This window comes from Jannaschia marina (genome assembly GCF_013404595.1).
Taxonomy (GTDB): Bacteria; Pseudomonadota; Alphaproteobacteria; order Rhodobacterales; family Rhodobacteraceae; genus Jannaschia; species Jannaschia marina.
The window spans coordinates 359,991-385,091 of the sequence record NZ_JABVAX010000003.1; the positions used below are offsets into that span (position 1 = coordinate 359,991).

Below are 25,101 nucleotides of genomic sequence, written 5' to 3' on the forward strand. Positions count from 1 at the left end.
GCCCGGGCTTGGCTGCGCCGTCAGAAAACCGTCACAGCCCCTTGCTATCCGGCCCCCATATAGAGGCTTGTCTGGTTTCGATCCCCAGATATAGTCGTCGCAACAGGGGCCGCGTGCCCGAGATCCGGGCGCGTCGCCCCCCAATCAGGAGGGCGTGGAATGACCGCTCTGTTGCAGGGGGCCTCGACCGGGTCCGGCCCCGACTTCAGGACCGAATTCACCCGCGATCCCGCGGGCCTGAAACACTTCCCCGCGCTCGTCCTGAACGCGGACTACCGCCCGCTGTCCTACTATCCGCTCTCGCTCTGGCCCTGGCAGGATGCGGTTAAGGCGGCCTTCCTCGAACGCGTCACCATCGTGTCGGAATACGAGGAGGTCGTGCGCTCGCCCACGACCGAGATCCGCATCCCCTCCGTCGTCGTCCTCAAGGATTACGTGGCCCCCCAGCGGCGCGTGGCCTTCACGCGCTTCAACCTCTTCCTGCGCGACGAATTCGCCTGCCAGTACTGCGGCTCCAAGGGCGATTTGACCTTCGATCATGTCGTCCCCCGCGCGCGCGGAGGCGTCACCAGCTGGGAAAACGTCGTCGCGGCCTGCGGGCGCTGCAATCTGCGGAAGGGCTCGAAGTCGCTTAAGCAGGTCGGCTTCACCCTGCGCAAGACACCTTGCCGCCCTGGCGCGGCGCAGCTGATGAACCTCGGGCGGAAGTTCCCGCCGAACTACCTGCACGAGAGCTGGATGGACTTCCTCTACTGGGATGCAGAGCTGGAGGCCTGAGCGCCCGCCCAGGCGCAGGACGAGAGGCGCGCGATGGCGGGCTCCTCCGTCTGGTCCCAGAGGTACTTCGTGAGGTCGATGGCCCGTGCGGCATCCGCCATGGCGCGCGGGCTCCCGCTGTAACGTTCGGGCGCGAGCAGCCCCGCGACGGGCGAGCGGGCAAGCTGCACCGGATCGGTCGTCGCGGAGGCGAAGATCGCGCCGACGCAGGCCGGGATTTCGGTTTCGCCGCAGGCACTGCGGCAGAAGGTCACGAAGGGCGCGACTTCGGGCAAGTCGGCGAGCCGCGCGCCTTCCGACACCATGCGATCGGGATCGGCGGCGGCGTCGGGCGGGTAGAGGTCGGTCCGGCGCGCATCCAGGTCGACATTTGCGATCTCGTTTTCGATCAACTGCCGCAATCCCGGCGCGGCCGCCGCGAGCCGCGCGCCGGCCTGCGGATGGGTGGCCACGGCAAGCGCGCCTGTCCAGTCGCCGGAAGAAATATAGCCGGGCCATGCCGCCTCGACCGTCGCCACTTCGCCCATCTCCAGAAGAGCAAGCAGCGCCTGCCCCTTGCCGATTGGTCGCGTCGCCCCGTCGAACGCGGCGGCGCGGGCGTCCGTTTCCGCGGCGACGGCGGTCCAGCTCTTTCCCGAGAGGCCGCCCGGCGCGCGCAGCAGCGCGTTGCGTTCCCGGCGGGGCAGGGCGGAAACCTCGGGGGGCCAGTGGGCGGCTTGCGTGGCGATCTGGCCGAGGAAGAGCTGCGCGTCGACGTCCCCGGCCTCGGCGAGGGTGCGGAAGCTCTCGAGCGCGGCCATGTCCTCACCCGCGAGCCACATGTCGAGGGCGGTTTCGAAGTCCTCCGCGACGGCGGGGCCAGCGAGGGCCAGGAGGAGGGCAAGGGGTTTCAGCATATCGGCCTCATCCGCGGGGAATGTCGAAATCGGGCGGTGCGAGCGTGAACCCCGCGAAGTCGAAGCCGGGCGAGACGGTGCAGCTGATCAGCGTCCAGTCGCCCGTCGTGCGCGCCGCCTGCCAATGATCCTTCGGCACGATCCCCTGAAACGCCATCCGCGCCATGTCGGGGCCAAGCAGATGCTCGACCGCCGGTCCCGCGTCGTCGGGCGATACGCTGAGGACGAGGGGCGCGCCCGCATGCCAGAACCACAGCTCGTCCGCGTCGACCCGGTGCCAGTGGCTGCCCTCGCCGTCCCGCAGGAGGAACAGGATCGCCGTGCCCGCCGGTCGTGCGCCCGGGGCGGCCTCCGACACGAAGGTCTGGCGGTAGAAGCCGCCTTCGGGATGCGGTGCGAGCGCCAGCCGCTCGATGATGTCCTCCGCGGTCGTCATGTGCCCTCCCGTTCGCGCCAGAGGATATAGAGCCCCGTGCCGATCGTCACGGCAATGCCCGCCATGGCGAGCGGGTTCGGAAAGTCGCCGAAGAGCGCGAGGCCGATGAGCGCGGCGACCGGGATTTCGAGGTATTGCATCGGTGCGAGGGTCGAGGCGGGGGCGAAGCGCAGCGACCATGTCATCAGCAGATGCGCGACCGTCCCCAGAAGACCCATCGCCAGCAGGAGGGGCAAGGCATCGGCCCCGGGCACCACGAGCGCGAGCGGCCCGATCTCGGGGCCGAGCACGTAGAGAAGGCCGAGGCCCACGACCGCCATGCCGCCCGACGCGCCCTGCATCGCGATCGGATCGGCTTCGCCCGCGATGCGCCGGGTCACCAGCATGAAAGCGGCGAAGACGACGGCGACGCCGAGCGGATAGAGAACGGCCCAGCCGACGGCGGCGAAACTTGGCTGCATCACCATGAGCGTCCCGCAGAAGCCGATGGCACAGGCCCAGAGGCGGCGCGGTCCGACGTCCTCGCCTAGGATGAAATGTCCCATCAATAGCAGTATGAAGGGCATCACGAAGGCGATGGCGATCGCATCGGCGAGCGGCAGGAAGGTGAGCGCCTTCGTCATCAGCCAGATGCCGCTGACTTGGAGCAGCGTCCGCAGGCCCGCGAGTTGCCACCCGAGCCGCGACATGCGCCAGCTGCGGCCCGTGAGCGTGACGAGCGGGATGAGGACGGCGGCCTGCACCGCAAAGCGCACTGCCACGAGTTGCAGGATCGGGAACTCCGCAGCCAGCACCTTGGCCGTCGCGTCGCTGAGCGGGGCCAGCGCGCAGAAGCCCAGCATCAGGGCCATGCCCAGAACCGGCCGATCCGTGAGGGGAGCGGCCGGCGCCGGGGGCTGCGCTGCGGGCGCGGGCCGGGTCACGGATGGGCGTGCCGGCTCACCCGCGGAGGATGGAGCGGCCGGCGTAGACGGCGGTCTCGCCCAGCATCTCCTCGATGCGGATGAGCTGGTTATACTTCGCGAGCCGGTCGGAGCGGGCGAGCGAGCCGGTCTTGATCTGCCCGCAATTCGTGGCGACGGCGAGGTCGGCAATGGTCGCGTCCTCGGTCTCGCCCGAACGGTGGGACATGACGCAGGTCATGCGGTTGCGATGGGCGAGGCTGACCGCCTCCATCGTTTCCGACAGCGTGCCGATCTGGTTGACCTTCACCAGGAGCGAATTCGCGGCCTTCCTGGCGATGCCATCGGCGAGCCGTGCGGGGTTCGTCACGAACAGGTCGTCGCCGACGAGCTGCACCTTGTCGCCCAACGCCTCGGTCAGGGCGACCCAGCCGTCCCAGTCGTCCTCCGACATGCCGTCCTCGATCGACAGGATCGGGTAGTCCTTCACGAGGTCGGAGAGATAGGCAACGTTTTCCTCGGACGTCAGCGTCTTGCCCTCGCCGGCGAGGATGTATTTGCCGTCCTTGAAGTATTCGGTCGCCGCGCAGTCGAGGGCGAGCATCATGTCATCGCCAGGCGTATAGCCAGCATTCTCGATGGATTTCAGAACGAAATCCAGTGCCTCGCGCGTGGAGGGCAGATCGGGCGCGAAGCCGCCTTCGTCGCCGAGCCCGGTCGACAGGCCCGCCGCCGAAAGCTCGCCCTTGAGCGTGTGGAACACCTCGCTCCCCATGCGCACGGCGTCGGCGACCGTCGTGGCCGAGACGGGCATGATCATGAATTCCTGGATGTCGATCGGGTTGTCGGCGTGCTCGCCCCCGTTGATGATGTTCATCATCGGCACCGGCAGGACACGCGCCGCCGTGCCGCCGACGTAGCGGAAGAAGGGCAGGGCGCTGGCATCGGCGGCGGCCTTCGCCACCGCCATCGAGACGCCGAGGATCGCATTCGCGCCCAGACGCCCCTTGTTGTCGGTGCCGTCGAGTTCGATCATCGCGGCGTCGATGGCCTCCTGTTCGGTCGCGTCGAAGCCGGCGATCGTATCGGCGATCTCGCCGTTCACCGCTTCCACCGCCTGCAGCACGCCCTTGCCCTTGTAGCGCGCCTTGTCGCTGTCACGCTTTTCCACCGCCTCGTAGGCACCGGTCGAGGCCCCCGAGGGTACGGCCGCCCGGCCCATCGTGCCATCTTCGAGGAAGACGTCCACCTCGACCGTGGGGTTGCCGCGGCTGTCGAGGATTTCGCGCGCGTGGATATCGGTGATGGTGAACATGGGGCCTCCGGGTCGGCTGGCTGCGGTTGTCGCAGACCCTCTACCCCGTCTGTTCACCCATGGGAAGCGTCGCGCAGGCGGGCTTCGCGGATCAATGTATAAAGGCCGGTAGCGATAACAATTCCGACGCCAACCAGTGTCCAGAGGTCGGGCCGCTCGCCGAAGGCCAGGCCGCCGACGATCAGCGCGAAGAGCATCCGCGAGTACCGGAAGGAGGAGACGACGCTGATGTCGCCGAGGCGCGTGGCGGCCACGATCGTCAGGTAGCCCAGCATCCCGATGCCGACGCAGAGCGCGAGGATGCCCGCCTGCAGCGCGTTCGGCACCACGACGGGCGCGCCGCTCAGCGCCTGGAGGATCAGGCCCGCGGGAACGAGCGCCGCGAAGGCATGGAGCGAAAGCCGCGCGCCCGAGATTTCGGCCGGCATCGTCCGGGTGGCGAGGTCGCGGGCGGCGAGGCCGAGCATCCCGCCGACCGCCAGGAGCGTCGCCTGGTCGAAGGACGCGCCTCCGGGCCGCAGGATGACGAGGACACCGCCGAAGCCGATCAGGATGGCGAGCCACCGCCGCCAGCCCACGCGCGCCCGGAGGAAGAGCGCGGCCCCCATGGCGACCACGAGCGGCGTCGCCTGGATCACCGCCGATGCGAGGGCAAGCGGGATCGCGGCCAAGGCCGAGACGAAGCAGAGCGTGCCGAAGACCTCGAAGACCGATCGAAGCAGTACGCGGCGATGCAGATAGAGCGGTGACCAGGCCCCCTTGCCGGACAGCGCGAGCCAGACCGCGAACGCGAGCGTGCCGCCGAGGCCGAGCATCCAGATGATCTGCGCGGGCGAGAAGACCCCGGCGAGCCCCTTGATGAAGGCGTCCTCCACCGCGAAGCAGGCCATCGCGGCGATCATCATCATCGCGCCCCGGGCGGTTTCGGTCATCCGTGCAATCCCGGCCGGTCGGTCGGGGCGTTCGGGACCGACATGGCCGGTCGTCCGCCCGGCGCGATGGCGGCGTTCCGGTCGGTGGTCGACCGCGCAGCAGGTGTTCCGGTTCGAATGTCCTGCTCCCGCGTCGAAACGAGGCGGCAGGCCGATATCGTTGTCAGACGGCCCAGGCCAGTCCGCTCAACTCCGCGACTTCGCCGGTGCTCAGGCCGCGGTCGAGTTCGACGCCCACCGCCCGCTCGTCCGACCAGCGCACGACGGCGGCCAGAGATATACGCGCCGCCTCCACCTTCAACGGCGTGCCGGGCGGGAGGCTTCCGGCCAATGCGATCTTCATCCCCGTCTCCGACACATCGAGGAGCCAGACGCTGCGCCGCGTTCCCGCGATCTCCACGGTGATCTGCGACTCGGACAGGATACGGCGAGCACGGTACTGCATGGCGATTCTCCGGTTTGCGGCATCGCCAGCCTGACCTGAGAAACCCTAAGAAACCGTTGAGCCGCGTCGCGAAACTCACCGCCGCCGCGTCCCGAAGAGCTCCAGCCGATGGCCTTTGAGCTCGTAGCCGAGGCGCGCGGCGATCCGCTCTTGCAGGGCTTCGATCTCGGGATCGACGAATTCGATCACCTCGCCGGTCTGAAGGTCGATGAGATGGTCGTGATGCTCCCGCTCCGCGTCCTCGTAGCGCGCGCGCCCGTCGCCGAACTCCCGCCGCTCGAGAATGCCCGCCTCCTCGAAGAGCTTCACCGTCCGATAGACCGTGGCGACCGAGATGTTCGGATCGAGGGCGCTGGCCCGCGCATGGATCGTCTCCACGTCCGGGTGATCCTCCGCGTCTTCGAGCACCTGAGCGATGGTCCGGCGTTGGCCGGTCACGCGCAGCCCGCGGGCTTCGCAACGGTCGAGGATCGTCGTCGTCATGCTGTCGTCCCTAGCCCCCGCGGGCGCGCGGGGCAATCACGTCCCGCAGAAGGTGCGTGTCACGCGCTCGCCGTCGGTGGCCGGTCGGCGGTAGGGGGCGTTGGCCTCGGTGGCCTCGTAGGGCGCGGCGAGCACGGCGTTCAGCGCCTCGAAGGGTGCGAAGTCGCCCGCGTAGCCCGCGGCGATCGCCGCCTCGACCCGATGATTGCGCGGGATCACGACAGGGTTCGCCCGGGCCATTCCCGCGCGATCCGGGCCGGTGGCCTGCCAGCGGGCGAGCCAGCCGTCGAAGCGCTCGCGGTTCGTCATCTCATCGCGCGCCGTCTCGGGCGCGTCGGTGAGCGCGCGGAAGGTATTGGTGAAGTCCTCCTGTCCCTCCGACATGATATCAAGGAGTTCCATGGCGAGGTTCATGTCATCCACGCCGATCTTCGCTGCCATGACCCGTGTCCACTCCGCCGCATAGAGGTCACGGAACCCCTCGAGCACCTCGGTCGCTTCCGTTACCGCAGTGGCCCGGTCGCTCATCAGCGGCAGGAGCGCGGTTGCCAGCTGCGCGAGGTTCCAGAGTGCGATGTCCGGCTGGTTCTTCCACGCGTACCGCCCGAACTGGTCGATCGAGCTGAAAACGGTCTCGGGATGATAGGCTTCCATGAAGGCACAGGGGCCGTAGTCGATCGTCTCGCCCGAAAGCGTCATGTTGTCGGTGTTCATCACCCCATGGACGAAACCGAGGCCCATCCAGGTCGCGACGAGCCGCGCCTGCGCCGCCATGACGTGGCGCAGAAGGCCCATCGGGCCTTCGGCTTCCGGCGCATGGCGGGCGATGGCGTGGTCGAGAAGGGCCCGGAGCCCCTCCACGTCGTCGCGGCTCGCAAAGACCTGAAACGTCCCGACGCGGATATGGCTCGCGGCGATCCGGGTCAGGATGCCGCCCGGCATCGGCCCCTCCTGCCGCAGGACGGTCTCTCCGGTGGTCACGGCGGCGAGGGCGCGGGTGGTCGGCACGCCGAGGGCATGCACGGCTTCCGAGACGATGTATTCCCGCAGCACAGGCCCGAGCGCCGACCGCCCGTCGCCCATGCGGGAATAGGGTGTCGGGCCCGAGCCCTTGAGCTGCACGTCGACGCGTCGACCGTCGGTCACGTGCTCGCCCAGCAGGATCGCGCGGCCGTCGCCCAGCTGCGGTGACCAGCCGCCGAACTGATGCCCCGCGTAGAGCTGTGCCAGCGGGTCGGCTCCCTCGGGCACGCGGTTGCCCGCAAAGATGTCGAGCGATCCGCGCAGGGCCGCCGGATCGAGCCCCAGATACCGCGCCAGCCCCTCGTTCAACGCGACCCAGCCGGGTTTCGCCACCGGCGTCGGGGCCATGCGCGTGTAGAACCGGTCGGGCAGACGCCCGTAGGAATTGTCGAAAGCGAACATCTCTTCGGTCTCCAAAGCCCGCTAGCCGAGCCGGGCCAATCGTTCCGTCAACAAATCGAAAAACCCGCCCGCGTCCACATCCCCGATAAACAGCGCATTCGCCGGACGGTCGGTCACGCGCCACCAGTCGGCCACGGTCATGCCGCGGGTGAGCGGGCTGTCGACCTCGATTTCCACATTGATCTCGCGCCCCGAGAAGAGCTCCGGGCGCAAGAGCCAGGCAATCACGCAGGGGTCGTGCAGCGGCGCGCCGGCGGAGCCGTATTTCTCCTTGTCGAAACGTTCGAAGAAATCGGTCCACTCCGCGACCATCCGCCCGACCTCCGTGCCGAGATCGCGGAAGGCGGCGACGCGGTCGGCCGTCGTCAGCGCCTTGTGCGTCGCGTCAAGCGGCAGCACGGTGAGCGGTACGCCCGACCCGAAGACGACGCGGGCCGCCTCCGGGTCGACGTAGATGTTGAACTCGGCGGCGGGTGTAATGTTGCCCACCTCGAAATAGGCCCCGCCCATCAGAACGATACGCGCGACGCGCGACACGACGTCGGGCGCGCGCTCGAAGGCGGTGGCGATGTTCGTCAGCGGCCCGAGCGGGCAGAGCGTGACGCTGTCCGCGGGTTCGCGGCGCAGCGTCTCGATGATGAAGTCGACGCCGTGCTCGGCCTGCAGTGGCATCGTCGGGTCGGCCATGACCGGGCCGTCGAGCCCGGTCTTGCCGTGGACATGCTCCGCCGTCACCAGATCGCGCGCGAGGGGGCGGTCGCAGCCGGCGAAGACCTTGACGTCCGGCCGCCCGGCCAGTTCGCAGACGATGCGCGCGTTCTTAGCCGTCAGCTCCAGCGGCACATTGCCCGCGACCGCGGTGACCCCGAGCACGTCGAGCTCCGGCGAGGCGAGGGCAAGCAGGATCGCGACGGCGTCGTCCTGCCCCGGATCGGTGTCGATGATGATCTTGCGCGCCATGGCTCACAGAAAAGCACCGCGCCCCGGAATGTCCAGAGCGCGGCGCGGACTTGATCGAATGACCTTCGCTTCAATGGCGCGACACCCGGAATGTCCGGGTGCCGCAGATGTCGGGACGGAGTCCACGGGTGCGGGCTCCGCCAGGGGATAAGGTCCGACGCGGCGACTGAAATCCGATTGGAAATCCGGGGTCAATCCCGACTTTTTGAATCGGGCAATTTTTCGCCAGCCTTCGCGGCTTCCCAGAGCGCATCCATCTCGGCGAGATCGGACTGCGCGGGCGTGCGGCCCTCGTCGGCGAGCGCGTCCTCGATGGCCTCGAAGCGTCGCGTGAATTTCGCGTTGGCACCCCGGAGAGCCCCTTCGGGGTCGACACCGAGATGGCGGGCGAGGTTGGCGACGACGAAGAGCAGATCGCCCATCTCCTCCTCGACCTCCGCGGCGGTGAGCCGATCGCGCGCCTCGACCAGTTCCCGCGCCTCTTCCTGCAGCTTGTCGAGCACCTGAGCCGTCTCGGGCCAGTCGAAGCCCACGCGCGCGGCGCGGTTCTGCAACTTCACCGCCCGGAGAAGCGCCGGCAGACCGAGCGCCACTCCGTCAAGCGTGCGCCCCTTGCGCTCCTGCGCCTTCACCGCCTCCCAGTCCGCGACCTGCTCGGCGGCGGATTTCTCCCGGCTGGCGTCGCCCCAGATATGCGGATGGCGGTCGATCATCTTCTGCGCCACGCGCTCGGCGACGGAGTGGAAGTCGAAGCGTCCGCCCTCCGCGCCCATCTGCGCGTGATAGACGACCTGCAGGAGCAGATCGCCCAACTCGCCCTCCAGCTCGTCCCAGGCCCCGCGCTCTATCGCGTCGGCCACCTCGTAGGCTTCCTCGATCGTGTAGGGGGCGATCGACGCGAAGTCCTGCTCGATGTCCCAAGGGCAGCCCGTCTCGGGGTCTCGGAGCCGCGCCATGATGGCGAGGAGGCGTGGCAGCCCGCCGCCCGGTGTCGTGCAGATCTCGTCTTTGCGCGTATCGGCCATTCACATTCCTCCGTTCCGGGTGTTGTCTGGCAGCAGCCCAGCGAAAAGGACAGCCCATGCCCGTCATCAACTCGATCGCCGCGATGGAGCCCGAGATGCGCGCGTGGCGCCAGTGGCTGCACCGCAACCCCGAGCTGCAGTTCGACCTTCCCAAGACGGCCGGGTTCGTCGCCGGGAAGCTGCGCGAATTCGGCATCGAGGAGATCCACGAGGGCATCGCCGAGACCGGTATCGTCGCCATCATCGAGGGGCAGGGGGAGGGGCCGACGATCGGGTTGCGCGCCGACATGGATGCCCTTCCGATCGAGGAGGCCTCGGGCGTGGCACATGCTTCCGAGACCCCGGGAAAGATGCACGCCTGCGGCCATGACGGCCACACCACGATGCTCCTCGGCGCGGCGAAGTATCTGGCCGAGACGCGCAACTTCAAAGGCCGCGTGGCGCTCCTCTTCCAACCCGCCGAGGAGGGCGGCGGCGGGGCCGACGTCATGGTTAAGGAAGGGGTGATGGACCGCTTCGACATCGCCGAGGTCTACGGCATCCACAACGCCCCGAACTTCGCCGAAGGCGAGTTCTTCACCGCGCCCGGGCCGATCATGGCGGCGGTCGACACCTTTCACATCGACATCACCGGGCGCGGCGGCCACGGGGCGATGCCGCATGATACGAAGGATCCGGTCGTCGCCGCGCTCGGGATCGGGCAGGCGATCCAGACGATCGTTTCGCGCAACCACTACGCTCTCGACGAACTCGTCGTTTCGCTGACCCAGATCCACACCGGCACGGCCGACAACATCATTCCCGGCACGGCCTACCTCGAAGGGACGGTGCGCACCTTCGACCCGAAGGTGCAGGATATGGTCGAACGTCGCCTCAAGCAGATCGTCGCCGGGCAGGCGGCGAGCTACGACGTGGAGGCGACCTGTCGCTACGAGCGGGGCTACCCGGCGACGGTGAACGACGCGGAGAAGGCCGCCTTCGCCGCCCGCGTGGCCGCCGATGTGGTGGGCGAGGCGCATGTCACGCCAGAGACGGGCAAGGAGATGGGCGCGGAGGACTTCTCCTACATGCTGCAGGCGCGGCCGGGGGCCTATCTCTTCCTCGGGGCGGGCGAGGGGCCGGTGCTCCACCACCCTGAGTACGATTTCAACGACGCCATCGCACCGCTCGGCGCAAGCTTCTTCGCCCGCGTGGTGGAGACGGCGCAGCCGTTGTAGGGCGACCCCGGACCTGATCCGGGGTCGCCGGCCGCGAAGAGATCCCGGATCAGGTCCGGGATGACGGCGTGCGTCAGACCTCCGGCGCGATCCGGCTCTGCCGGAGCCGGGCGATCAGCGTGTCCGCAGTCCATCCCGTCTCCCGGTAGCTGGCGATCGAGCGTGCGTCGTCGCGCTTCGCCAGCCGCTTGCCGGCACCGTCCCGCACGAGGTCGTGGTGGCGGAACGCCGGGACGGGCAGTCCGAGCAGGCCCTGCAACGCGACATGTATGGGCGTGGCCTCGGCCAGATCCTCGCCTCGCGTGACGAGGTCGATCCCCTGCGCCGCGTCGTCGACAACGACCGCGAGATGATAGGAGGTGCCCATGTCGCGGCGGGCGACGACGACGTCCCCGATGCCGTCCCTGTAGGTCGTGGCCGGCATCTCCTTCGTCAGACCGGCTTCGGTCCAGATGAGATCGCAGATGGCATCTGAATCCAGCCGGAGCGCGGTGCCCGCCGGTCGCGGACCGGTCCGCGACCGGTCCCGGCAGGTGCCGGGATAGATCACGCCATCCGGCCCGGTCAGCGGCGCACCTTCCTGTGGTGCCGACGCCGCCGCGAGGATGTCGCGCCGATTGCAATGACAGGGATAGAGAACGCCCATCGCCCAGAGCCGGTCGAGCGCCGACGCATAGGCCGCCATCCGCTCCGATTGGCGCAGGACGGGCGCGCACCAGTCCAGCCCGAGCCAGCGCAGGTCATCGTAGATCGCCGCCTCCCAGTCCGGGCGGGCCCGGCTCTGGTCGATGTCCTCGATCCGGAGCCGCATCTCACCCGACTCATGCGCCATGAGCGCGGCCCAGGCGTGCCCCAGGTGCAGCGGTCCCGTCGGCGAAGGCGCGAAGCGCGTCCTCATTCGGCGGCGGCGCGGTGCCCCAGCCAGTCGGCCCAGTCGGCCTTGGCGCGGTCGGTATACATCTTGTAGCGCACCTGCCGCCCCTTGCGCCCGCCGCGCGCATCGACCGGGGGGAAGAGCCCGAAATTCACGTTCATCGGCTGGAACGTCTTCGCATCCGCTCCGCCCGTGATGTGAGTGACGAGCGCGCCCATGGCCGTCGTCTCGGGCACGGGTGGCAGCTGACCGCCCTCGATCTCGGCTGCAGCCATGCGCCCGGCGAGCAGACCCATGGCGGCACTTTCGACGTAGCCCTCGACCCCGGTGATCTGACCGGCGAAGCGGATATGCGGCTTCGAGCGGAGCCGCATATCCGCGTCGAGGAGCGTGGGCGAATTGATGAAGGTGTTGCGATGGATCCCGCCGAGACGCGCGAAGGCGGCCTCCTGCAAGCCCGGAATCATAGCAAAAACAGACTTCTGCGCGCCGTACTTCATCTTGGTCTGGAAGCCCACGATATTGTATAGCGTGCCGAGCGCGTTGTCCCGGCGCAGCTGCACCACGGCGTAGGGCTTCTCTTTGGGCGCGTGGGGGTTCGTGAGGCCCACAGGCTTCATCGGCCCGAAGCGCAGCGTCTCGCGCCCACGCTCGGCCATGACCTCGATGGGCAGGCAGCCGTCGAAGTAGCCCGCCGTTTCGCCGGGCTTGAACTCGGTCTTATCGGCGGCGAGCAGCGCGTCGATGAAGGCCTCGTACTGATCCTTGGTCATCGGGCAGTTGATGTAGGCGGTGCGCTCGTCCTCCGTCTCGCCCTTGTCGTAGCGCGACTGTCGCCAAGCCGTTTCCATGTCGATCGTGTCGGCGTGGACGATTGGGGCGATGGCGTCGAAGAAGGCCAGGCTCTCCTGCCCCGCCTCCGCCGCGATGGCCTCCGCCAGCCCGGACCCGGTCAGCGGTCCGGTCGCCACGATCCAATGGCCGTCCCGGGGCAGGGCGGTGACCTCCTCTTCCACGATCTCGACCAGCGGATGCGCGCGCAGGCGCTCGGTCACGGCCTCGGCGAAGGGGTCGCGGTCGACGGCAAGCGCGCCGCCGGCCGGCAGGCGATGGCGATCGGCCATCTCCATGATGAGGCCGCCGGCGGCGCGCATCTCCCAATGGAGGAGCCCCACGGCATTCTGTTTGTCGTCGTCCGAGCGGAAGGAGTTGGAGCAGACCATCTCGGCCAGGCTCCCGGTTCGGTGCGCAAAGGTCTCGACGGTGGGCCGCATCTCGTGGATGACGACGCGCACGCCTGCGTTGGCCGCCTGCCACGCCGCTTCGGATCCGGCCATGCCGCCACCGATGATGTGAAGTGTCTCTGTCATGCCGCTCTCATAGGCCGCGCGCACCTCCGAAAGCAAATCGCCGTCCGGGCATCGGGCGGCGGCTTGACGTCGCGGATGGATGGCGGCCTATTCGCTCGCCATCTTCAGGACGTTGTTGTTCGACGAATTGCAGAACCAGTCCACGACCGACCGCAGGGTCGTGTCGCTGTGCCGGGTCTCGTGGTAGGTGATCCAGAGTTCGCCCACGCGTTCGTTGCCGGGCAGGTCGGCCAGCACCAGCTCGTGGTGCGGCTGTACCATGAAATCGGGCAGGAGCCCCGGAAGCCCCGTTTCGCAGATCATGTCGAGCGCCATCGGCATCTCCTCCACGCGGTAGCGCGGGCGGACATGGGCGTCGGTGTAGATCTCGCGGGCGAGATCGGCGTCGGGGTAGCGTTGCGACAGACCGATCCAGTCCCCGTTCATCTTGTGGTTCTTGCCGTGGTAGACCCGGAGGGCGTAGTCGCAGAACTTCCGTGCTTTGAGCCGCCCACCTTCGGGGCGTCCGATGCGGACCTGGATGTCAGCTTCTCCCAGACCCTGGGAAAACACCTTATCCGTCAGCGTCAACAGCACTTGCGGCAGATACTCGGCCAACTCACCCGTCCGCGGCAGGACGAAATGCTTGTGGACGGCGGGCGGCGCGGCGATCTCGATCGGGACGGACGCCCCCTCGTGGCCGGCGGTCATGCCCGAAATCTCGGCGCGCAGCTTCTGGTCGAGATCCTCGGCCACGACGGACAGGCGCTCCGCGGCGCGGGTGGCGACGAAGCCGGTTCCCCGCTTTTCGAAGAGCGCAAGGCCGAGATCCTGGCTCAGCCGGTCGAGCCGTCGTGAAACCGTCGCGACGTTCGTGTCGAGATAGCGTGCGGCAGCGGACATCGTTCCGTGCCGTGTCATGGCCAGAACGAACTTAAGATCGTCCCAATTGTCGAGAGTCATGTGTACCTCCGTATCGCCCCGTTCCCCGCCACGGGACGACATCTGGGACCACCATAGCGCGAAAACAGGCCCAACTTCCACCCTAAAGTTGCATTTGGGCAAAGCCGTCTTGGCGCGAATGAGGTGCGGTCCCGCGCCGGGTGGCGAAGGAAGGCGCGGGACGAGGGCAGGCCTAGCTTTCGTCCGTCGGCATGGGCTCCTCCGGCCCGTCGTCCTGCCGGTCGGCGACGCGGGCCACGGTCACGACCTTCTCGCCGGCCTTCGTGTTGAAGACACGGACGCCGCCCGCGCTGCGCGAGCGGAAGGAAATGCCGTCGACCGGGCAGCGGATGGATTGGCCAGTGCTCGTCGCGAGCATGATCTGGTCGTCCATCTCCACGGGGAAGGCCGCCGCGATGGGGCCGCCGCGGGCCCCCTTGTCCTGCGCGCCGACACCCATGCCGCCACGTCCGCGCACCGGATAGTCGTGACTGGAGGAGAGCTTGCCGGTGCCGCCCTCGGTGATCGTCACGATCAGGTCTTCGGCGGCCGACATCTCGGCGTAGCGCTCCTGCGGCAGGGCAGCATTGGCGTCGCCTTCCTCGTCGGTATCCACCTCGGCGTCGTCCGCCAGACCGGCCATCGCACGGCGCATCTTGAGATAGGCCGCGCGCTCGTCGCTCGTCGCGTCGAAATGGCGGATCACGGCCATCGAGACGACGGCGTCGTCCTCGCCCAGCCTGATGCCCCGCACCCCCGTCGACGCCCGCGAGTTGAAGACCCGCACGTCGGTCGCGGGGAAGCGGATTGCGCGGCCGGAGCGGCTGACCAGCATCACGTCGTCGTCGTTCGAGGCGATGCGCGCGTTGATGAGCTTCCAGCCCTCGGTCTCGCCCTCGAACTTCATGGCGATCTTGCCGTTGCGCATGACGTTGGCGAAATCGCTGAGCTTGTTGCGCCGCACCGTGCCCCGGTCGGTTGCGAAGACGACCTGCAACTCGTCCCAATCCTTCTCGTCCCGGTCGACCGGCATGATCGCGGCGATGCCGGTTCCGAGGTCGATCGGCAGAAGCTGCACCAGCGGTTTGCCCTTGGCCGTGCGCCCGCCCTGCGGCAGCCGCCAGGTCTTGAGCTTGTAGACCATCCCGTCGGTCGTGAAGAAGAGAAGCGGCGTATGCGTGTTCGCCACGAAGAGCGTGGTGACCACGTCCTCTTCCTTCGTGGCCATGCCGGCCGTGCCCTTGCCGCCGCGCTTCTGCGCGCGGAAGTCGGCCAGCGGCGTGCGCTTGGCGTAGCCCGAGGAGGTGATCGTCACGACCATGTCCTCGCGCTCGATGAGGTCCTCGTCCTCCATGTCGCCGGACCACTCGGTGATCTCGGTGCGCCGCGGCACGGCGAACTGCTCCCGAACCTCGCGCAGCTCGGTCGAGATGATCTCGAGGATGCGCGCCCGGCTTCCGAGGATTTCGAGGAAATCCTTGATCTTGCCCGCCAGCTCCTCCAGCTCGTCGGTGACCTCCTTCACCCCGATCTGCGTCAGTCGCTGCAGCCGCAGCTCGAGGATGGCGCGCGCCTGCGTCTCCGAGAGGTTGTAGGTGCCGTCGTCGTTCATCGTATGGGTTGGATCGTCGATCAGGCGGATGAAGGGCGCGATCTCCTCGGCAGGCCAGCGACGGGACATCAGCTTCTCGCGCGCCTCGGCCGCATCCGCGCTCGCCCGGATCGTGCGCACGACTTCGTCGACGTTCGACACGGCGACCGCCAGGCCGCAGAGCACGTGGCTGCGTTCCCGGGCCTTGCGCAGGTCGTGGGCGGTGCGCCGCGCGATAACCTCCTCGCGGAACTGCAGGAAGGCCGTCAGGAACCGGCGCAGGGTCAGCTGCTCGGGGCGGCCCCCGTTCAGCGCCAGCATATTGCAGGCAAAGCTCGTCTGCATCGGCGTGAAGCGGAACAGCTGGTTTAGCACAACCTCGGCGGTCGCGTCGCGTTTCAGCTCGACGACGACGCGCACGCCGACGCGGTCGCTCTCGTCTTGGACGTGGGCGATGCCCTCGATACGCTTCTCCTTTGCGGCCTCGGCGATCTTCTCGATCATCGTGGCCTTGTTCACCTGGTAGGGGATCTCGTCGATGACGATCGCATAGCGGTCCTTGCGGATCTCCTCGACGCGGGTGCGGGCGCGCATGATGACGCTGCCCCGGCCCTCGAGGTAAGCCTTGCGGATGCCCGACCGCCCCAGGACCATCCCGCCCGTCGGGAAGTCCGGGCCGGGCACGATCTCCATCAGCGCCTCGTCGCTGGCGTCCGGCTCCTCGATCAGGTGCAGGCAGGCATCGACCACCTCGCCCAGGTTGTGGGGCGGGATGTTCGTGGCCATGCCGACGGCGATGCCGCCCGCACCGTTGACCAGCATGTTCGGGAAGCGCGCCGGCAGGACGGAGGGCTCCATGTCCTTGCCGTCGTAGTTGGGCACCATGTCGACGGTGTCTTTCTCGATATCCGAAAGGAGGAAGGCCGCGGGCTTGTCCATCCGCACTTCGGTATAGCGCATCGCCGCCGCGTTATCGCCGTCCATCGAGCCGAAGTTGCCCTGACCGTCGAGAAGCGGAAGCGACATGGAGAAATCCTGCGCCATGCGCACGAGCGCCTCGTAGATCGCAGAGTCCCCGTGGGGGTGGTACTTGCCCATGACGTCGCCGACGGGGCGCGCAGACTTTCGGTATGCCTTTTCGTGCGTGTTCCCCGTCTCGTGCATTGCGTAGAGGATGCGCCGGTGCACCGGCTTCAATCCGTCCCGCAGGTCGGGGATCGCGCGGGAGATGATGACCGACATCGCGTAGTCGAGGAAGGACGTGCGCATCTCGTCGATGATGCTCACCTGCGGCCCATCGTGTGCCATCACCTCGCGCTTGGGCTCTTCGTCTTCGTTCTCAGGGGTTTGCGGCTCGTCGTTCATGCGATTCTGCGCCCTTGCTCGGATCTATATCTGGTTGCCCGACTGTCTATCATCCCCCGCATATGGCCTCAACGCCGATGTTCCGGCGCATCGGCCGCGGGTGTTGCCCAAACGCCTTGCAGCCACGGGTGCGAGTGCCAACAGGCTGTTTTAATTGAATCTTCGGATTTGTAGCGCAGGCTTGGAGCAGGAGGTGCGCGACGATGACCGAGACCGACATGATGCTCCGCGGCTACGGCCTCACGCTGGCCGAGATGTTCTACCACATGCCCGACCATCCCCACGTGCTCAACAGCTACATCTGGCAGGGGTACGACATCGCACCCGATCACCCGAAGCTCTTCGGTTTCATCGAGTTCTGGCAGCGCGAGATCGACGGCCCCCTCCATTCCGTCCGTTTCACCCACCGCCGCCAGATCGCCGCTGGCGAATGGCGCAACGTCGTGGGTGAATTGCGTCTGAACTGAGCCCCCCGGCTCAGGCTTCGGGTCGGCGGGCAGCCACGACCCAGAGGACCGCGAGACCGAGCGACAGCACGCCGTTCCAGCCCGCCATTGTCAGCCCGAACTGCCAGACGATATCGTCGCACATGACCACCGTATCGGTCACCTCGGTCGAGAGCAGATCCGCTCCCGAGAGCCCGGCAAGCCCGCCGCCATCGCCCGAGCAGGAGCTCGGACCCTGCCACCAACCCTGTTCCACACCTGCGTGAAAGAAGCCGAGGCCGCTCGTCACGAGGGCGGCGAGGCCCGCACCGAGCGCCAGCAGCCGCGGTGTCACACCCGAAAGCGCGATCACGCCAAGCACGATGGCCGCCCCGTGGGGCCAACGCTGCCAGAGGCACATCGCGCAGGGCGCGTAGCCTGCGAGCTGGAAGAGGAAGGCTCCGCCCAGCAGGCCGATATGCCCGGCGGTGGCCAGCGCGATCAGAGGACGCGACAGGATCCGCTTCATATGAGCCTCAGCAAGGCGAAACTGCCGACGAGCGCGACGATGAAGACCGAGAAGACGAGCCCCAGCCGCCGTTCGATGAAATCGCGGATCGGCGCGCCGAACGCCCATAGCAGCCCGGCGACGACGAAGAAGCGGAGGCCGCGCGCCACGATGCTCGAGACAATGAAGACCGGAAGCGAGAGCTGTGTCGTGCCCGAAAGGATGGTGATGACCTTGTAGGGGAAGGGCGTGACACCGGCGATCAGCACCGCCCACGCCCCCCAGTCGTTGTAGTGCCCGCTGAAGTCGGCGAAGCTGTCGGCCTTGCCGAGCGCGGTCAGGACGGGCTCCCCGATCGTCTCGAAGGCGAAGTAGCCGATCGCATAGCCCGCCAGCCCCCCCGCGACGCTCGAGACGGTGCAGACCAAAGCGATCCACCAGGCGCGCGTCGGAGCAGCGAGGACCATGGGGATGAGCATGATATCGGGGGGGATCGGGAAGATCGAACTCTCCACGAAGCTCACGAAGGCCAGCACCCAGATGGCGCGGGGATGGGCGGCCCAGGAAAGTGTCCAGTCGTAGAGGCTGCGGATCATGCTTGCCGGTCCCATGGAACCGTCGCAGGGTCAAGCGGGTTCGGGTGCAACCGCCAAGGGAGGCCATGATGCGCTGGCAGGGACGTCGGGGAAGCCGCAACATCGAAGACCGTCGCGGCCGCCGCGGCGGCGGTGCCGGGGTCGGCGGTCTCGGCATCGGCGGGCTTCTGATCGTTCTGGTCTTCGGCTGGGTCTTCGGGATCGACGTCTCGCCGCTTCTGTCGGGCGGCGGCGGCGGGGCCCCGCAGGACCGCGCGATCACCGCCCAGGAGGAGCGGGAAGCTCAGTTCGTCTCGGTCGTGCTGGCCGACACCGAGGAGGTCTGGAGCGACATCTTCCGCCGTCAGGTCGGCGAGGCCTATCGCCCACCGACGCTCGTGCTCTTTTCCGGGGTGACGCAAAGCCCCTGCGGCGGGGCGTCGGGGGCGACGGGACCGTTCTACTGCCCGGCGGATCGCAAGGCCTACCTCGACACGGCGTTCTTCACGACGATGGAGCGGCAGCTCGGGGCCGGGGGCGATTTCGCGGCGGCCTATGTCGTCGCCCATGAGGTGGCCCACCACGTCCAGAACGAGCTGGGTATCCTCGGGCAGGCCAACCAGATCCGCATGCAGTCCTCTCAGGAGCGATCCAACGCCATCTCGGTGCGCATCGAGCTTCAGGCCGACTGCTACTCCGGTATCTGGGCGCGCGCCGCGCAGGAGCGGTTCGGCAGTCTGGAGCGCGGCGACCTCGAGGAGGCGGTGAACGCCGCGCGCCAGATCGGCGACGACCGGATCCAGCGCAGCCAGGGTCGGGTGCCCATGCCGCATACCTTCACCCACGGCACCTCGGAACAGCGGGTGCGCTGGTTCGCGCGCGGCTACGACAGCGGCGATCTGCGCGACTGCGACACCTTTTCGGCCGACCGCCTCTGAGCGCGCGATTGACCTCGGCGGAGCGCGCGGCTAGGGCCATCCCACTACCTGCTGGACGGGCCCGTGTGGCGGAATTGGTAGACGCAGCGGATTCAAAATCCGCCGCCGCAAGGCTTGCCGGTTCGAGTCCGGCCACGGGTACCAGGTATCTTCGACTGTCGCGGATTCCCGCCCGAGAGGGCCCTGGATCGGCATTTGCACGATTCGCCTCTTGTGTCGTTTTTGTGTCGAATTTGTGGACCGTTGTAGGAATGCATCGTCGCGCAGGCCGAAACAGAGCATTTTCGGGTGGTCTGGAAAGTGCCACATTTCGGTTCTGGATCGGCGACGATCGAACTGCGTCGTAACAAATTCGAACGTTCTCCCGAGAGGAAATATTATAATTTCGACAATGTTTTACTGATTTAAACTCATTTTTTTGACCTTACGTCATCAGGCCGACCTTTCAGCACTGTTTCGCGTCCGGAAACACCAGTGATGACCTTTTAGGCAAAGTCGGAACGAATCTCTCTCAAATCTGTCCAGAATCGTTCGCGACGTTCCGTTTTATGCCTCAATCCTCTTTCCCGCAGCACCCGCATCGGCTAAGACTTGCCTACGCCCAACTGGGGGGTGATGTCTGCTGGCCACGGGGGCGGCCGCACTTGTGAGCATCCGAATGGATGCCGCCTGCGATGTGCGGGCACCGGTCAAGTGGTTTGCCGGTGCGGTTTCGTCCTTTGCCGGACGATTGGGTACACGATAGGCGGCAGCTCGGGCTCAGAACGTGCGCCGCCCACTCTTCCGTCAGTGTCATCATTCCTCGCCGGGCCTGTGATTTGGACCGAGTGGAGATGCCGTGATTATGGCGACCCCAACACATCAGTATCAGAAAGATGCCGCCCCCGTGGTGGTCTCGGTCCTTTCGTTTTCCCATCTCTGCCGGTTTGCCGCGCGGCGTGCGCGCCACGGCGCGGCTTAAGGAGTGACTGCCATGACGAATACCAATCAGACCCATATCGATTTCGAAGACCAGTCCGCCGGTACGATCATCAACGGTCAGTACGCCGCGCAGGGCGTGAAGATCTACAGCGTGAACAAGGATTGGTCGATCGACACCCACAATCCGCCGATGATCTTCGACACCGACAATCCCACGGGCGGTGACACGGATCTCGCGACCGACAACCTCGGCAACGTTCTCATCCTCTCCGAAGACCGCGACAGCTCCGACCCCGACGACAACGCCGGTGGCGGCATCTTCGTCTTCGAGTTCGACGAAGCGGTCACGGTCGACTCGATCACGCTTCTCGACGTGGAGGAGAAGGCAAAGATCAAGCTCTACGACGAGCACGGAAACTTCATTCGCCAGATCGAGGCGAAGACCGGCGACAACGGCCAACTGGACGTCCACATCGACACCGATTGCGCCAAGTACATGACGGTCGAGCTGAAGGGGTCGGGCGCGGTCGACAACCTCAAGTTCACGACGCCGCCGGCCCCCGACGGTGTGGTGAACGGCACCGATGAAGGCGAACTGATCGACGTCAACTACGTCGACGCCCAGGGCGATCGCATCGACGCCAACGACGCGCTCGGCGTCGAAGGTACGACCGGTGACGAGGATCTGGTGCTGGCCGGAGACGGCAACGATACCGTCTATGCGGGCGTGGCCGACGATATCGTCCGCGGCGAGGGCGGCGACGACAAGCTCTTCGGCGAGGGCGGCAACGACGTCCTCGAGGGGGGCGACGGGATGGACACGCTCGTCGGCGGTTCGGGCGACGATACGCTGCTCGGCGGGGCCGACATGGACGAGATGTGGGCCGGTTCGGGCAACGACGTACTCGACGGCGGCGACGGCAACGACTGGATGCACGGCCAGGGCGGCGACGATACGCTCGACGGCGGGGCCGGCAACGACAAGATCTTCGGCGAGGGCGACGACGACCTCATCGACGGCGGCGCGGGCAACGACTCGCTCTATGGCGGCGAAGGCGATGACACCATCGCCGGCGGCACCGGCAACGACGTGATCGACGGCGGTGCGGGGGCCGACGTCATCGACGGCGGAGCCGGGGCGGATTCGATCTACGGTGGCGACGGTGCCGACACCATCGACGGTGGTGCGGGCAACGACAACATCGAGGGGCGCAACGGCGACGACGTCATCGACGGCGGGGATGGCAATGACGTCATCACCGGCTACGACGCCGTCTCGATCAACAACGGAAATACCGCGGTCGAGGAAGACGACGGCTCGAACGATACGCTGAGCGGCGGCGCGGGCGAAGACACCGTGCTCGGCGGGGCCGGCAACGACCTTATCGACGGCGGGGCCGGGGCCGACGAGATGTCCGGCGGCGATGACCGCGACACCTTCGTCAACGTGACCGCCGGTGACGTGATCGACGGCAACGAGGGCGGCGACGACTTCGATACCGTGGACCTGACGGGCGCGAACGCGGCCGTCGAGTATCAGGACGACGACCCCGCGACGGAGGCGGGTACGATCTTCTTCCTCGACGACGACGGCAACCGCACCGGCGAGACCGCGAGCTTCGTCAACATCGAGCAGGTGATCGGTGCCGTGACCGAGCGCGACGGCATCATCACCGGCGACGATGACGACAACCTGATCGACAGCACCTTCGTGGACGAGGACGACGAGGTCATCGACGGCGGCGATGCGCTGCTTCCGGGCGAAGCGCCGGACGACGATATCGTGCTCGCCGGCGCGGGCGCCGACACGGTCGTGTCGGGTCTCGGCGACGATGATATCGACGCGGGCGACGGCGACGACATCGTGGATGCCGGCGCGGGCGATGACCTCATCGACGGTGGTGCGGGCAACGACGCCCTGAACGGCGGCGACGGTGCCGACACGATCGACGGTGGCAGCGGTCGGGACACGATCGACGGTGGCGCGGGCGCCGACAGTCTTTCGGGGAACGCCGAGGACGACGTCATCAGCGGCGGTTCGGGCGACGACACGATCTCGGGCGGGGGCGGCAACGACACCCTCGACGGGGGCGAGGGCGACGACGTGGTGTCGGGCTCGGCCAACGACGACCTGATCTCCGGCGGATCCGGTGCCGATTCCATCCAGGGCGCCGGCGGCAGCGACACGATCGCGGGCGACGACGGCAACGACACGATCTTCGCCGGCAAGGGCGACGACCTGGTCGATGGCGGGGCCGGCGACGACAGCCTGCGCGGCGGTCAGGGCGACGACACCATCGACGGCGGCGGCGGCGAGGACACGATCGACGGCGGCGAGGGAGACGATGTTCTGCTCGGCGGCCGCGATGACGACCTGATCGCCGGCGGCGAGGGTGACGATACCCTTGCGGGCCAGGGCGGCAACGACACGCTGGACGGCGGCGCGGGCGACGACTCGGTCTCGGGCTCGGCGAACGACGACCTGCTGTTCGGCGGCGACGGCGACGACGATGTCTCCGGCTCGGGCGGCAGCGACACGCTGGACGGCGGCGCGGGGGATGACTTCCTGCGCGGCGGCAAGGGCGACGACGTGGTCGAGGGCGGCACCGGCAACGACCGGATCTCGGGCGGCCAGGGAGCGGATACGCTCTCGGGTGGCGATGACCGCGACACCTTCGTCAACGTGACCGCCGGCGACGTGATCGACGGCGGCGAGGGCGGGGACGACTTCGACACGCTCGACCTGACCGGGGCGAATGCCGCGGTGGTCTATACCGACGACGATCCGGCCACGGAGTCGGGGACGATCTTCTTCCTCGATGACGACGGCAACCGGACCGGCGAGACCGCGAGCTTCGAGAACATCGAGACCGTCGTCGGCGCAGTGGACGAGCGCGACGGTATCGTCTCGGGCACGAACGAGGGCGAGTTGATCGACGTCGACTACGACGGCGATCCGAACGGCGACTTCGTCGACAACAACGACGCGCTCCTGCCGGGTGAGGTCGGCAACGACGACATCATCGAAGCCGGTGGCGGCAACGACACGATCGAAGCGGGTCTCGGAGACGATGAAGTCGATGCGGGCGACGGCGACGATCTGGTCGATGCGGGCTCCGGCGACGACTTGGTCTCCGGCGGCGACGGTGCCGACACGATCGACGGTGGCAGCGGTCGGGACACGATCGACGGTGGCGCGGGCGCCGACAGTCTTTCGGGGAACGCCGAGGACGACGTCATCAGCGGCGGTTCGGGCGACGACACGATCTCGGGCGGGGGCGGCAACGACACCCTCGACGGGGGCGAGGGCGACGACGTGGTGTCGGGCTCGGCCAACGACGACCTGATCTCCGGCGGATCCGGTGCCGATTCCATCCAGGGCGCCGGCGGCAGCGACACGATCGCGGGCGACGACGGCAACGACACGATCTTCGCCGGCAAGGGCGACGACCTGGTCGATGGCGGGGCCGGCGACGACAGCCTGCGCGGCGGTCAGGGCGACGACACCATCGACGGCGGCGGCGGCGAGGACACGATCGACGGCGGCGAGGGAGACGATGTTCTGCTCGGCGGCCGCGATGACGACCTGATCGCCGGCGGCGAGGGTGACGATACCCTTGCGGGCCAGGGCGGCAACGACACGCTGGACGGCGGCGCGGGCGACGACTCGGTCTCGGGCTCGGCGAACGACGACCTGCTGTTCGGCGGCGACGGCGACGACGATGTCTCCGGCTCGGGCGGCAGCGACACGCTGGACGGCGGCGCGGGGGATGACTTCCTGCGCGGCGGCAAGGGCGACGACGTGGTCGAGGGCGGCACCGGCAACGACCGGATCTCGGGCGGCCAGGGAGCGGATACGCTCTCGGGTGGCGACGGGGCCGACATGATCGACGGCGGGGACGACCGGGATCTGATCCTGGGCGCGACCGGCGGTGCGACGCCCGAAGAGGGTGACATGATCGACGGCGGCTCCGGCGGCGACGATTTCGACACGCTCGACCTGACCGGCTCCGACGTGGCCTTCATCGACTACACCTCGGCCGACCGCGAGGACGGCATCATCAACTTCCGCGATGGCACCACCGCGAAGTTCGAGGACATCGAGGCCGTCATCCCGTGCTTCACCCCCGGCACGCTGATCGCGACGCCGAAGGGCGAGGTTGCGGTCGAGACGCTGCAGGTCGGCGACCGGGTCATCACCCGCGACAACGGCATCCAGGTCATCCGCTGGACCGGTGCGCGCCAGCTGAGCGCCGCCGAGATGAAGGAGAACGGGGCGCTGCGCGCCGTGATGATCCGCCAGGGGGCTCTGGGCCATGGCCTGCCGGAGCGCGACATGGTCGTCTCGCCGCAGCACCGCGTCCTGATCGCCAACGACGAGACCATGCTCTACTTCGACGAGCGCGAGGTTCTCGTGGCGGCCAAGCATCTGGTCGGTCGGCCGGGCGTCGAGCGGATGGACGCGGAGGATGTCACCTACATCCACGTCATGTTCGACAACCACGAGGTCATCCTTTCCGACGGGGCCTGGACCGAGAGCTTCCAGCCGGGCGATCACTCGCTCAAGGGGCTGGGCCGGGCGCAGCGCGAGGAGATCTTCGCGATCTTCCCCGAACTGCGCGAGCGGGAAGGCCGCGAAGGCTATGCCGCCGCGCGGCGGATGCTCAAGCGTCAGGAAGCGGATCTGCTTCTGAAGTAACGGGCCGCTGTCCGACAGGGCAGGCACGCATTGCAGGACCGGGGCGGGGATACCTCCGCCCCGTTCCCATTTGTCGCCGCCTCGTTTCGTGCTAACCCGTT

Annotated in this window: 21 protein-coding genes and 1 tRNA gene; 6 read left to right on the forward strand and 16 right to left on the reverse strand. The window is 67.7% G+C overall.

The annotated features are described in order from the left end of the window. Positions 1–159 precede the first annotated feature (159 nt). Positions 160–777 (forward strand): HNH endonuclease, encoded by a 618-nt coding sequence (locus tag HSX43_RS08165; RefSeq protein ID WP_179379611.1) that lies wholly within the window; start codon positions 160–162, stop codon positions 775–777. Here the strand turns inward: HSX43_RS08165 and HSX43_RS08170 are convergent. The 10 genes from HSX43_RS08170 to mazG all read right to left on the reverse strand — a co-directional run bounded on the left by HSX43_RS08170 (position 750) and on the right by mazG (position 9,596). Further along, positions 750–1,673, reverse strand: a complete 924-nt coding sequence (locus HSX43_RS08170; RefSeq protein ID WP_179379612.1) for a hypothetical protein — start codon at positions 1,671–1,673, stop codon at positions 750–752. The two genes, HSX43_RS08165 and HSX43_RS08170, sit on opposite strands and share 28 nt — an antisense overlap. 7 nt (positions 1,674–1,680) lie before the next feature. Beyond that, positions 1,681–2,109: a cupin domain-containing protein gene (locus HSX43_RS08175; RefSeq protein WP_179379613.1), complete on the reverse strand. Its 429-nt coding sequence runs from the start codon at positions 2,107–2,109 to the stop codon at positions 1,681–1,683. Then, the gene (locus HSX43_RS08180; protein ID WP_179379614.1) at positions 2,106–2,960 is read right to left on the reverse strand and encodes a DMT family transporter; all 855 of its coding nucleotides are present in this window, start codon (positions 2,958–2,960) and stop codon (positions 2,106–2,108) included. Before HSX43_RS08180 ends, HSX43_RS08175 begins: the two co-directional genes overlap by 4 nt. 88 nt (positions 2,961–3,048) lie before the next feature. Continuing rightward, positions 3,049–4,326, reverse strand: a complete 1,278-nt coding sequence (gene eno, locus HSX43_RS08185; RefSeq protein WP_179379615.1) for a phosphopyruvate hydratase — start codon at positions 4,324–4,326, stop codon at positions 3,049–3,051. A 53-nt stretch (positions 4,327–4,379) separates the two neighbouring features. Beyond that, complete coding sequence (locus tag HSX43_RS08190) at positions 4,380–5,258, reverse strand: DMT family transporter (protein WP_179379616.1); 879 nt, start codon at positions 5,256–5,258, stop codon at positions 4,380–4,382. 163 nt (positions 5,259–5,421) lie between these two features. After that, entirely contained in the window at positions 5,422–5,703 is a 282-nt protein-coding gene (locus tag HSX43_RS08195) for a PilZ domain-containing protein (protein WP_179379617.1), read from the reverse strand. A 75-nt stretch (positions 5,704–5,778) separates the two neighbouring features. Beyond that, positions 5,779–6,186, reverse strand: a complete 408-nt coding sequence (locus HSX43_RS08200) for a Fur family transcriptional regulator (protein WP_179379618.1) — start codon at positions 6,184–6,186, stop codon at positions 5,779–5,781. Positions 6,187–6,222: 36 nt separating this feature from the next. Next, on the reverse strand, positions 6,223–7,611 hold the full coding sequence (locus HSX43_RS08205; protein ID WP_179379732.1) for a protein adenylyltransferase SelO: 1,389 nt from the start codon (positions 7,609–7,611) through the stop codon (positions 6,223–6,225). Positions 7,612–7,632: 21 nt separating this feature from the next. Continuing rightward, positions 7,633–8,571, reverse strand: coding sequence for a nucleoside hydrolase (locus HSX43_RS08210; protein WP_179379619.1), 939 nt, complete (start codon positions 8,569–8,571; stop codon positions 7,633–7,635). 191 nt (positions 8,572–8,762) lie between these two features. Next, positions 8,763–9,596, reverse strand: coding sequence for a nucleoside triphosphate pyrophosphohydrolase (gene mazG, locus HSX43_RS08215; protein WP_179379620.1), 834 nt, complete (start codon positions 9,594–9,596; stop codon positions 8,763–8,765). Positions 9,597–9,652: 56 nt separating this feature from the next. Here mazG and HSX43_RS08220 point away from each other — a divergent pair, with 56 nt between their 5' ends. Continuing rightward, a complete protein-coding gene (locus HSX43_RS08220; protein ID WP_179379621.1) occupies positions 9,653–10,813 on the forward strand; it encodes a M20 aminoacylase family protein in 1,161 nt (386 codons plus the stop codon). A gap of 73 nt (positions 10,814–10,886) precedes the next feature. On the opposite strand, the gene gluQRS is transcribed toward HSX43_RS08220, so the two are convergent. The 4 genes from gluQRS to gyrA all read right to left on the reverse strand — a co-directional run bounded on the left by gluQRS (position 10,887) and on the right by gyrA (position 16,934). Next, positions 10,887–11,711: a tRNA glutamyl-Q(34) synthetase GluQRS gene (gene gluQRS, locus HSX43_RS08225; protein ID WP_179379622.1), complete on the reverse strand. Its 825-nt coding sequence runs from the start codon at positions 11,709–11,711 to the stop codon at positions 10,887–10,889. Then, positions 11,708–13,057, reverse strand: coding sequence for a methylenetetrahydrofolate--tRNA-(uracil(54)-C(5))-methyltransferase (FADH(2)-oxidizing) TrmFO (gene trmFO / locus HSX43_RS08230; protein ID WP_179379623.1), 1,350 nt, complete (start codon positions 13,055–13,057; stop codon positions 11,708–11,710). Before trmFO ends, gluQRS begins: the two co-directional genes overlap by 4 nt. An 87-nt stretch (positions 13,058–13,144) precedes the next feature. Beyond that, positions 13,145–13,999 (reverse strand): LysR family transcriptional regulator, encoded by an 855-nt coding sequence (locus tag HSX43_RS08235; protein ID WP_179379624.1) that lies wholly within the window; start codon positions 13,997–13,999, stop codon positions 13,145–13,147. A 172-nt stretch (positions 14,000–14,171) separates the two neighbouring features. Next, complete coding sequence (gene gyrA, locus HSX43_RS08240) at positions 14,172–16,934, reverse strand: DNA gyrase subunit A (RefSeq protein ID WP_179379625.1); 2,763 nt, start codon at positions 16,932–16,934, stop codon at positions 14,172–14,174. 203 nt (positions 16,935–17,137) lie between these two features. On the opposite strand from gyrA, the gene HSX43_RS08245 reads away from it, so the two are divergent. Beyond that, positions 17,138–17,401, forward strand: coding sequence for an usg protein (locus tag HSX43_RS08245; protein ID WP_179379626.1), 264 nt, complete (start codon positions 17,138–17,140; stop codon positions 17,399–17,401). Between the two features lie 10 nt (positions 17,402–17,411). Here HSX43_RS08245 and HSX43_RS08250 read toward each other — a convergent pair whose 3' ends face one another. Together HSX43_RS08250 and HSX43_RS08255 are read right to left on the reverse strand one after the other, a co-directional pair. Further along, positions 17,412–17,888: a disulfide bond formation protein B gene (locus HSX43_RS08250; protein WP_235962563.1), complete on the reverse strand. Its 477-nt coding sequence runs from the start codon at positions 17,886–17,888 to the stop codon at positions 17,412–17,414. Then, complete coding sequence (locus tag HSX43_RS08255; RefSeq protein WP_179379628.1) at positions 17,885–18,463, reverse strand: YqaA family protein; 579 nt, start codon at positions 18,461–18,463, stop codon at positions 17,885–17,887. Before HSX43_RS08255 ends, HSX43_RS08250 begins: the two co-directional genes overlap by 4 nt. 68 nt (positions 18,464–18,531) lie before the next feature. Between HSX43_RS08255 and ypfJ the strand changes: the two genes are divergently transcribed. The 3 genes from ypfJ (at position 18,532) to HSX43_RS19800 (ending at position 25,000) form a co-directional block, all read left to right on the forward strand. After that, complete coding sequence (gene ypfJ, locus HSX43_RS08260; protein WP_179379629.1) at positions 18,532–19,380, forward strand: KPN_02809 family neutral zinc metallopeptidase; 849 nt, start codon at positions 18,532–18,534, stop codon at positions 19,378–19,380. Between the two features lie 59 nt (positions 19,381–19,439). Next, positions 19,440–19,524 (forward strand) — tRNA-Leu (locus tag HSX43_RS08265). An 829-nt stretch (positions 19,525–20,353) separates the two neighbouring features. After that, entirely contained in the window at positions 20,354–25,000 is a 4,647-nt protein-coding gene (locus HSX43_RS19800; protein WP_179379630.1) for a Hint domain-containing protein, read from the forward strand. Positions 25,001–25,101 lie beyond the last annotated feature (101 nt).

Coding starts and splice junctions, on each gene's coding strand:
- HSX43_RS08195 (WP_179379617.1), bottom strand. CDS start 5,703: ATGCAGTACCGTGCTCGCCGTATCCTGTCCGAGTCGCAGATCACCGTG.
- HSX43_RS08210 (WP_179379619.1), bottom strand. CDS start 8,571: ATGGCGCGCAAGATCATCATCGACACCGATCCGGGGCAGGACGACGCC.
- HSX43_RS08255 (WP_179379628.1), bottom strand. CDS start 18,463: ATGATCCGCAGCCTCTACGACTGGACACTTTCCTGGGCCGCCCATCCC.
- gyrA (WP_179379625.1), bottom strand. CDS start 16,934: ATGAACGACGAGCCGCAAACCCCTGAGAACGAAGACGAAGAGCCCAAG.
- HSX43_RS08190 (WP_179379616.1), bottom strand. CDS start 5,258: ATGACCGAAACCGCCCGGGGCGCGATGATGATGATCGCCGCGATGGCC.
- HSX43_RS08165 (WP_179379611.1), top strand. CDS start 160: ATGACCGCTCTGTTGCAGGGGGCCTCGACCGGGTCCGGCCCCGACTTC.
- mazG (WP_179379620.1), bottom strand. CDS start 9,596: ATGGCCGATACGCGCAAAGACGAGATCTGCACGACACCGGGCGGCGGG.
- eno (WP_179379615.1), bottom strand. CDS start 4,326: ATGTTCACCATCACCGATATCCACGCGCGCGAAATCCTCGACAGCCGC.
- HSX43_RS08175 (WP_179379613.1), bottom strand. CDS start 2,109: ATGACGACCGCGGAGGACATCATCGAGCGGCTGGCGCTCGCACCGCAT.
- HSX43_RS08250 (WP_235962563.1), bottom strand. CDS start 17,888: ATGAAGCGGATCCTGTCGCGTCCTCTGATCGCGCTGGCCACCGCCGGG.
- HSX43_RS08170 (WP_179379612.1), bottom strand. CDS start 1,673: ATGCTGAAACCCCTTGCCCTCCTCCTGGCCCTCGCTGGCCCCGCCGTC.
- HSX43_RS08205 (WP_179379732.1), bottom strand. CDS start 7,611: ATGTTCGCTTTCGACAATTCCTACGGGCGTCTGCCCGACCGGTTCTAC.
- gluQRS (WP_179379622.1), bottom strand. CDS start 11,711: ATGAGGACGCGCTTCGCGCCTTCGCCGACGGGACCGCTGCACCTGGGG.
- HSX43_RS08235 (WP_179379624.1), bottom strand. CDS start 13,999: ATGACTCTCGACAATTGGGACGATCTTAAGTTCGTTCTGGCCATGACA.
- HSX43_RS08200 (WP_179379618.1), bottom strand. CDS start 6,186: ATGACGACGACGATCCTCGACCGTTGCGAAGCCCGCGGGCTGCGCGTG.
- ypfJ (WP_179379629.1), top strand. CDS start 18,532: ATGCGCTGGCAGGGACGTCGGGGAAGCCGCAACATCGAAGACCGTCGC.
- trmFO (WP_179379623.1), bottom strand. CDS start 13,057: ATGACAGAGACACTTCACATCATCGGTGGCGGCATGGCCGGATCCGAA.
- HSX43_RS19800 (WP_179379630.1), top strand. CDS start 20,354: ATGACGAATACCAATCAGACCCATATCGATTTCGAAGACCAGTCCGCC.
- HSX43_RS08220 (WP_179379621.1), top strand. CDS start 9,653: ATGCCCGTCATCAACTCGATCGCCGCGATGGAGCCCGAGATGCGCGCG.
- HSX43_RS08245 (WP_179379626.1), top strand. CDS start 17,138: ATGACCGAGACCGACATGATGCTCCGCGGCTACGGCCTCACGCTGGCC.
- HSX43_RS08180 (WP_179379614.1), bottom strand. CDS start 2,960: ATGGCCCTGATGCTGGGCTTCTGCGCGCTGGCCCCGCTCAGCGACGCG.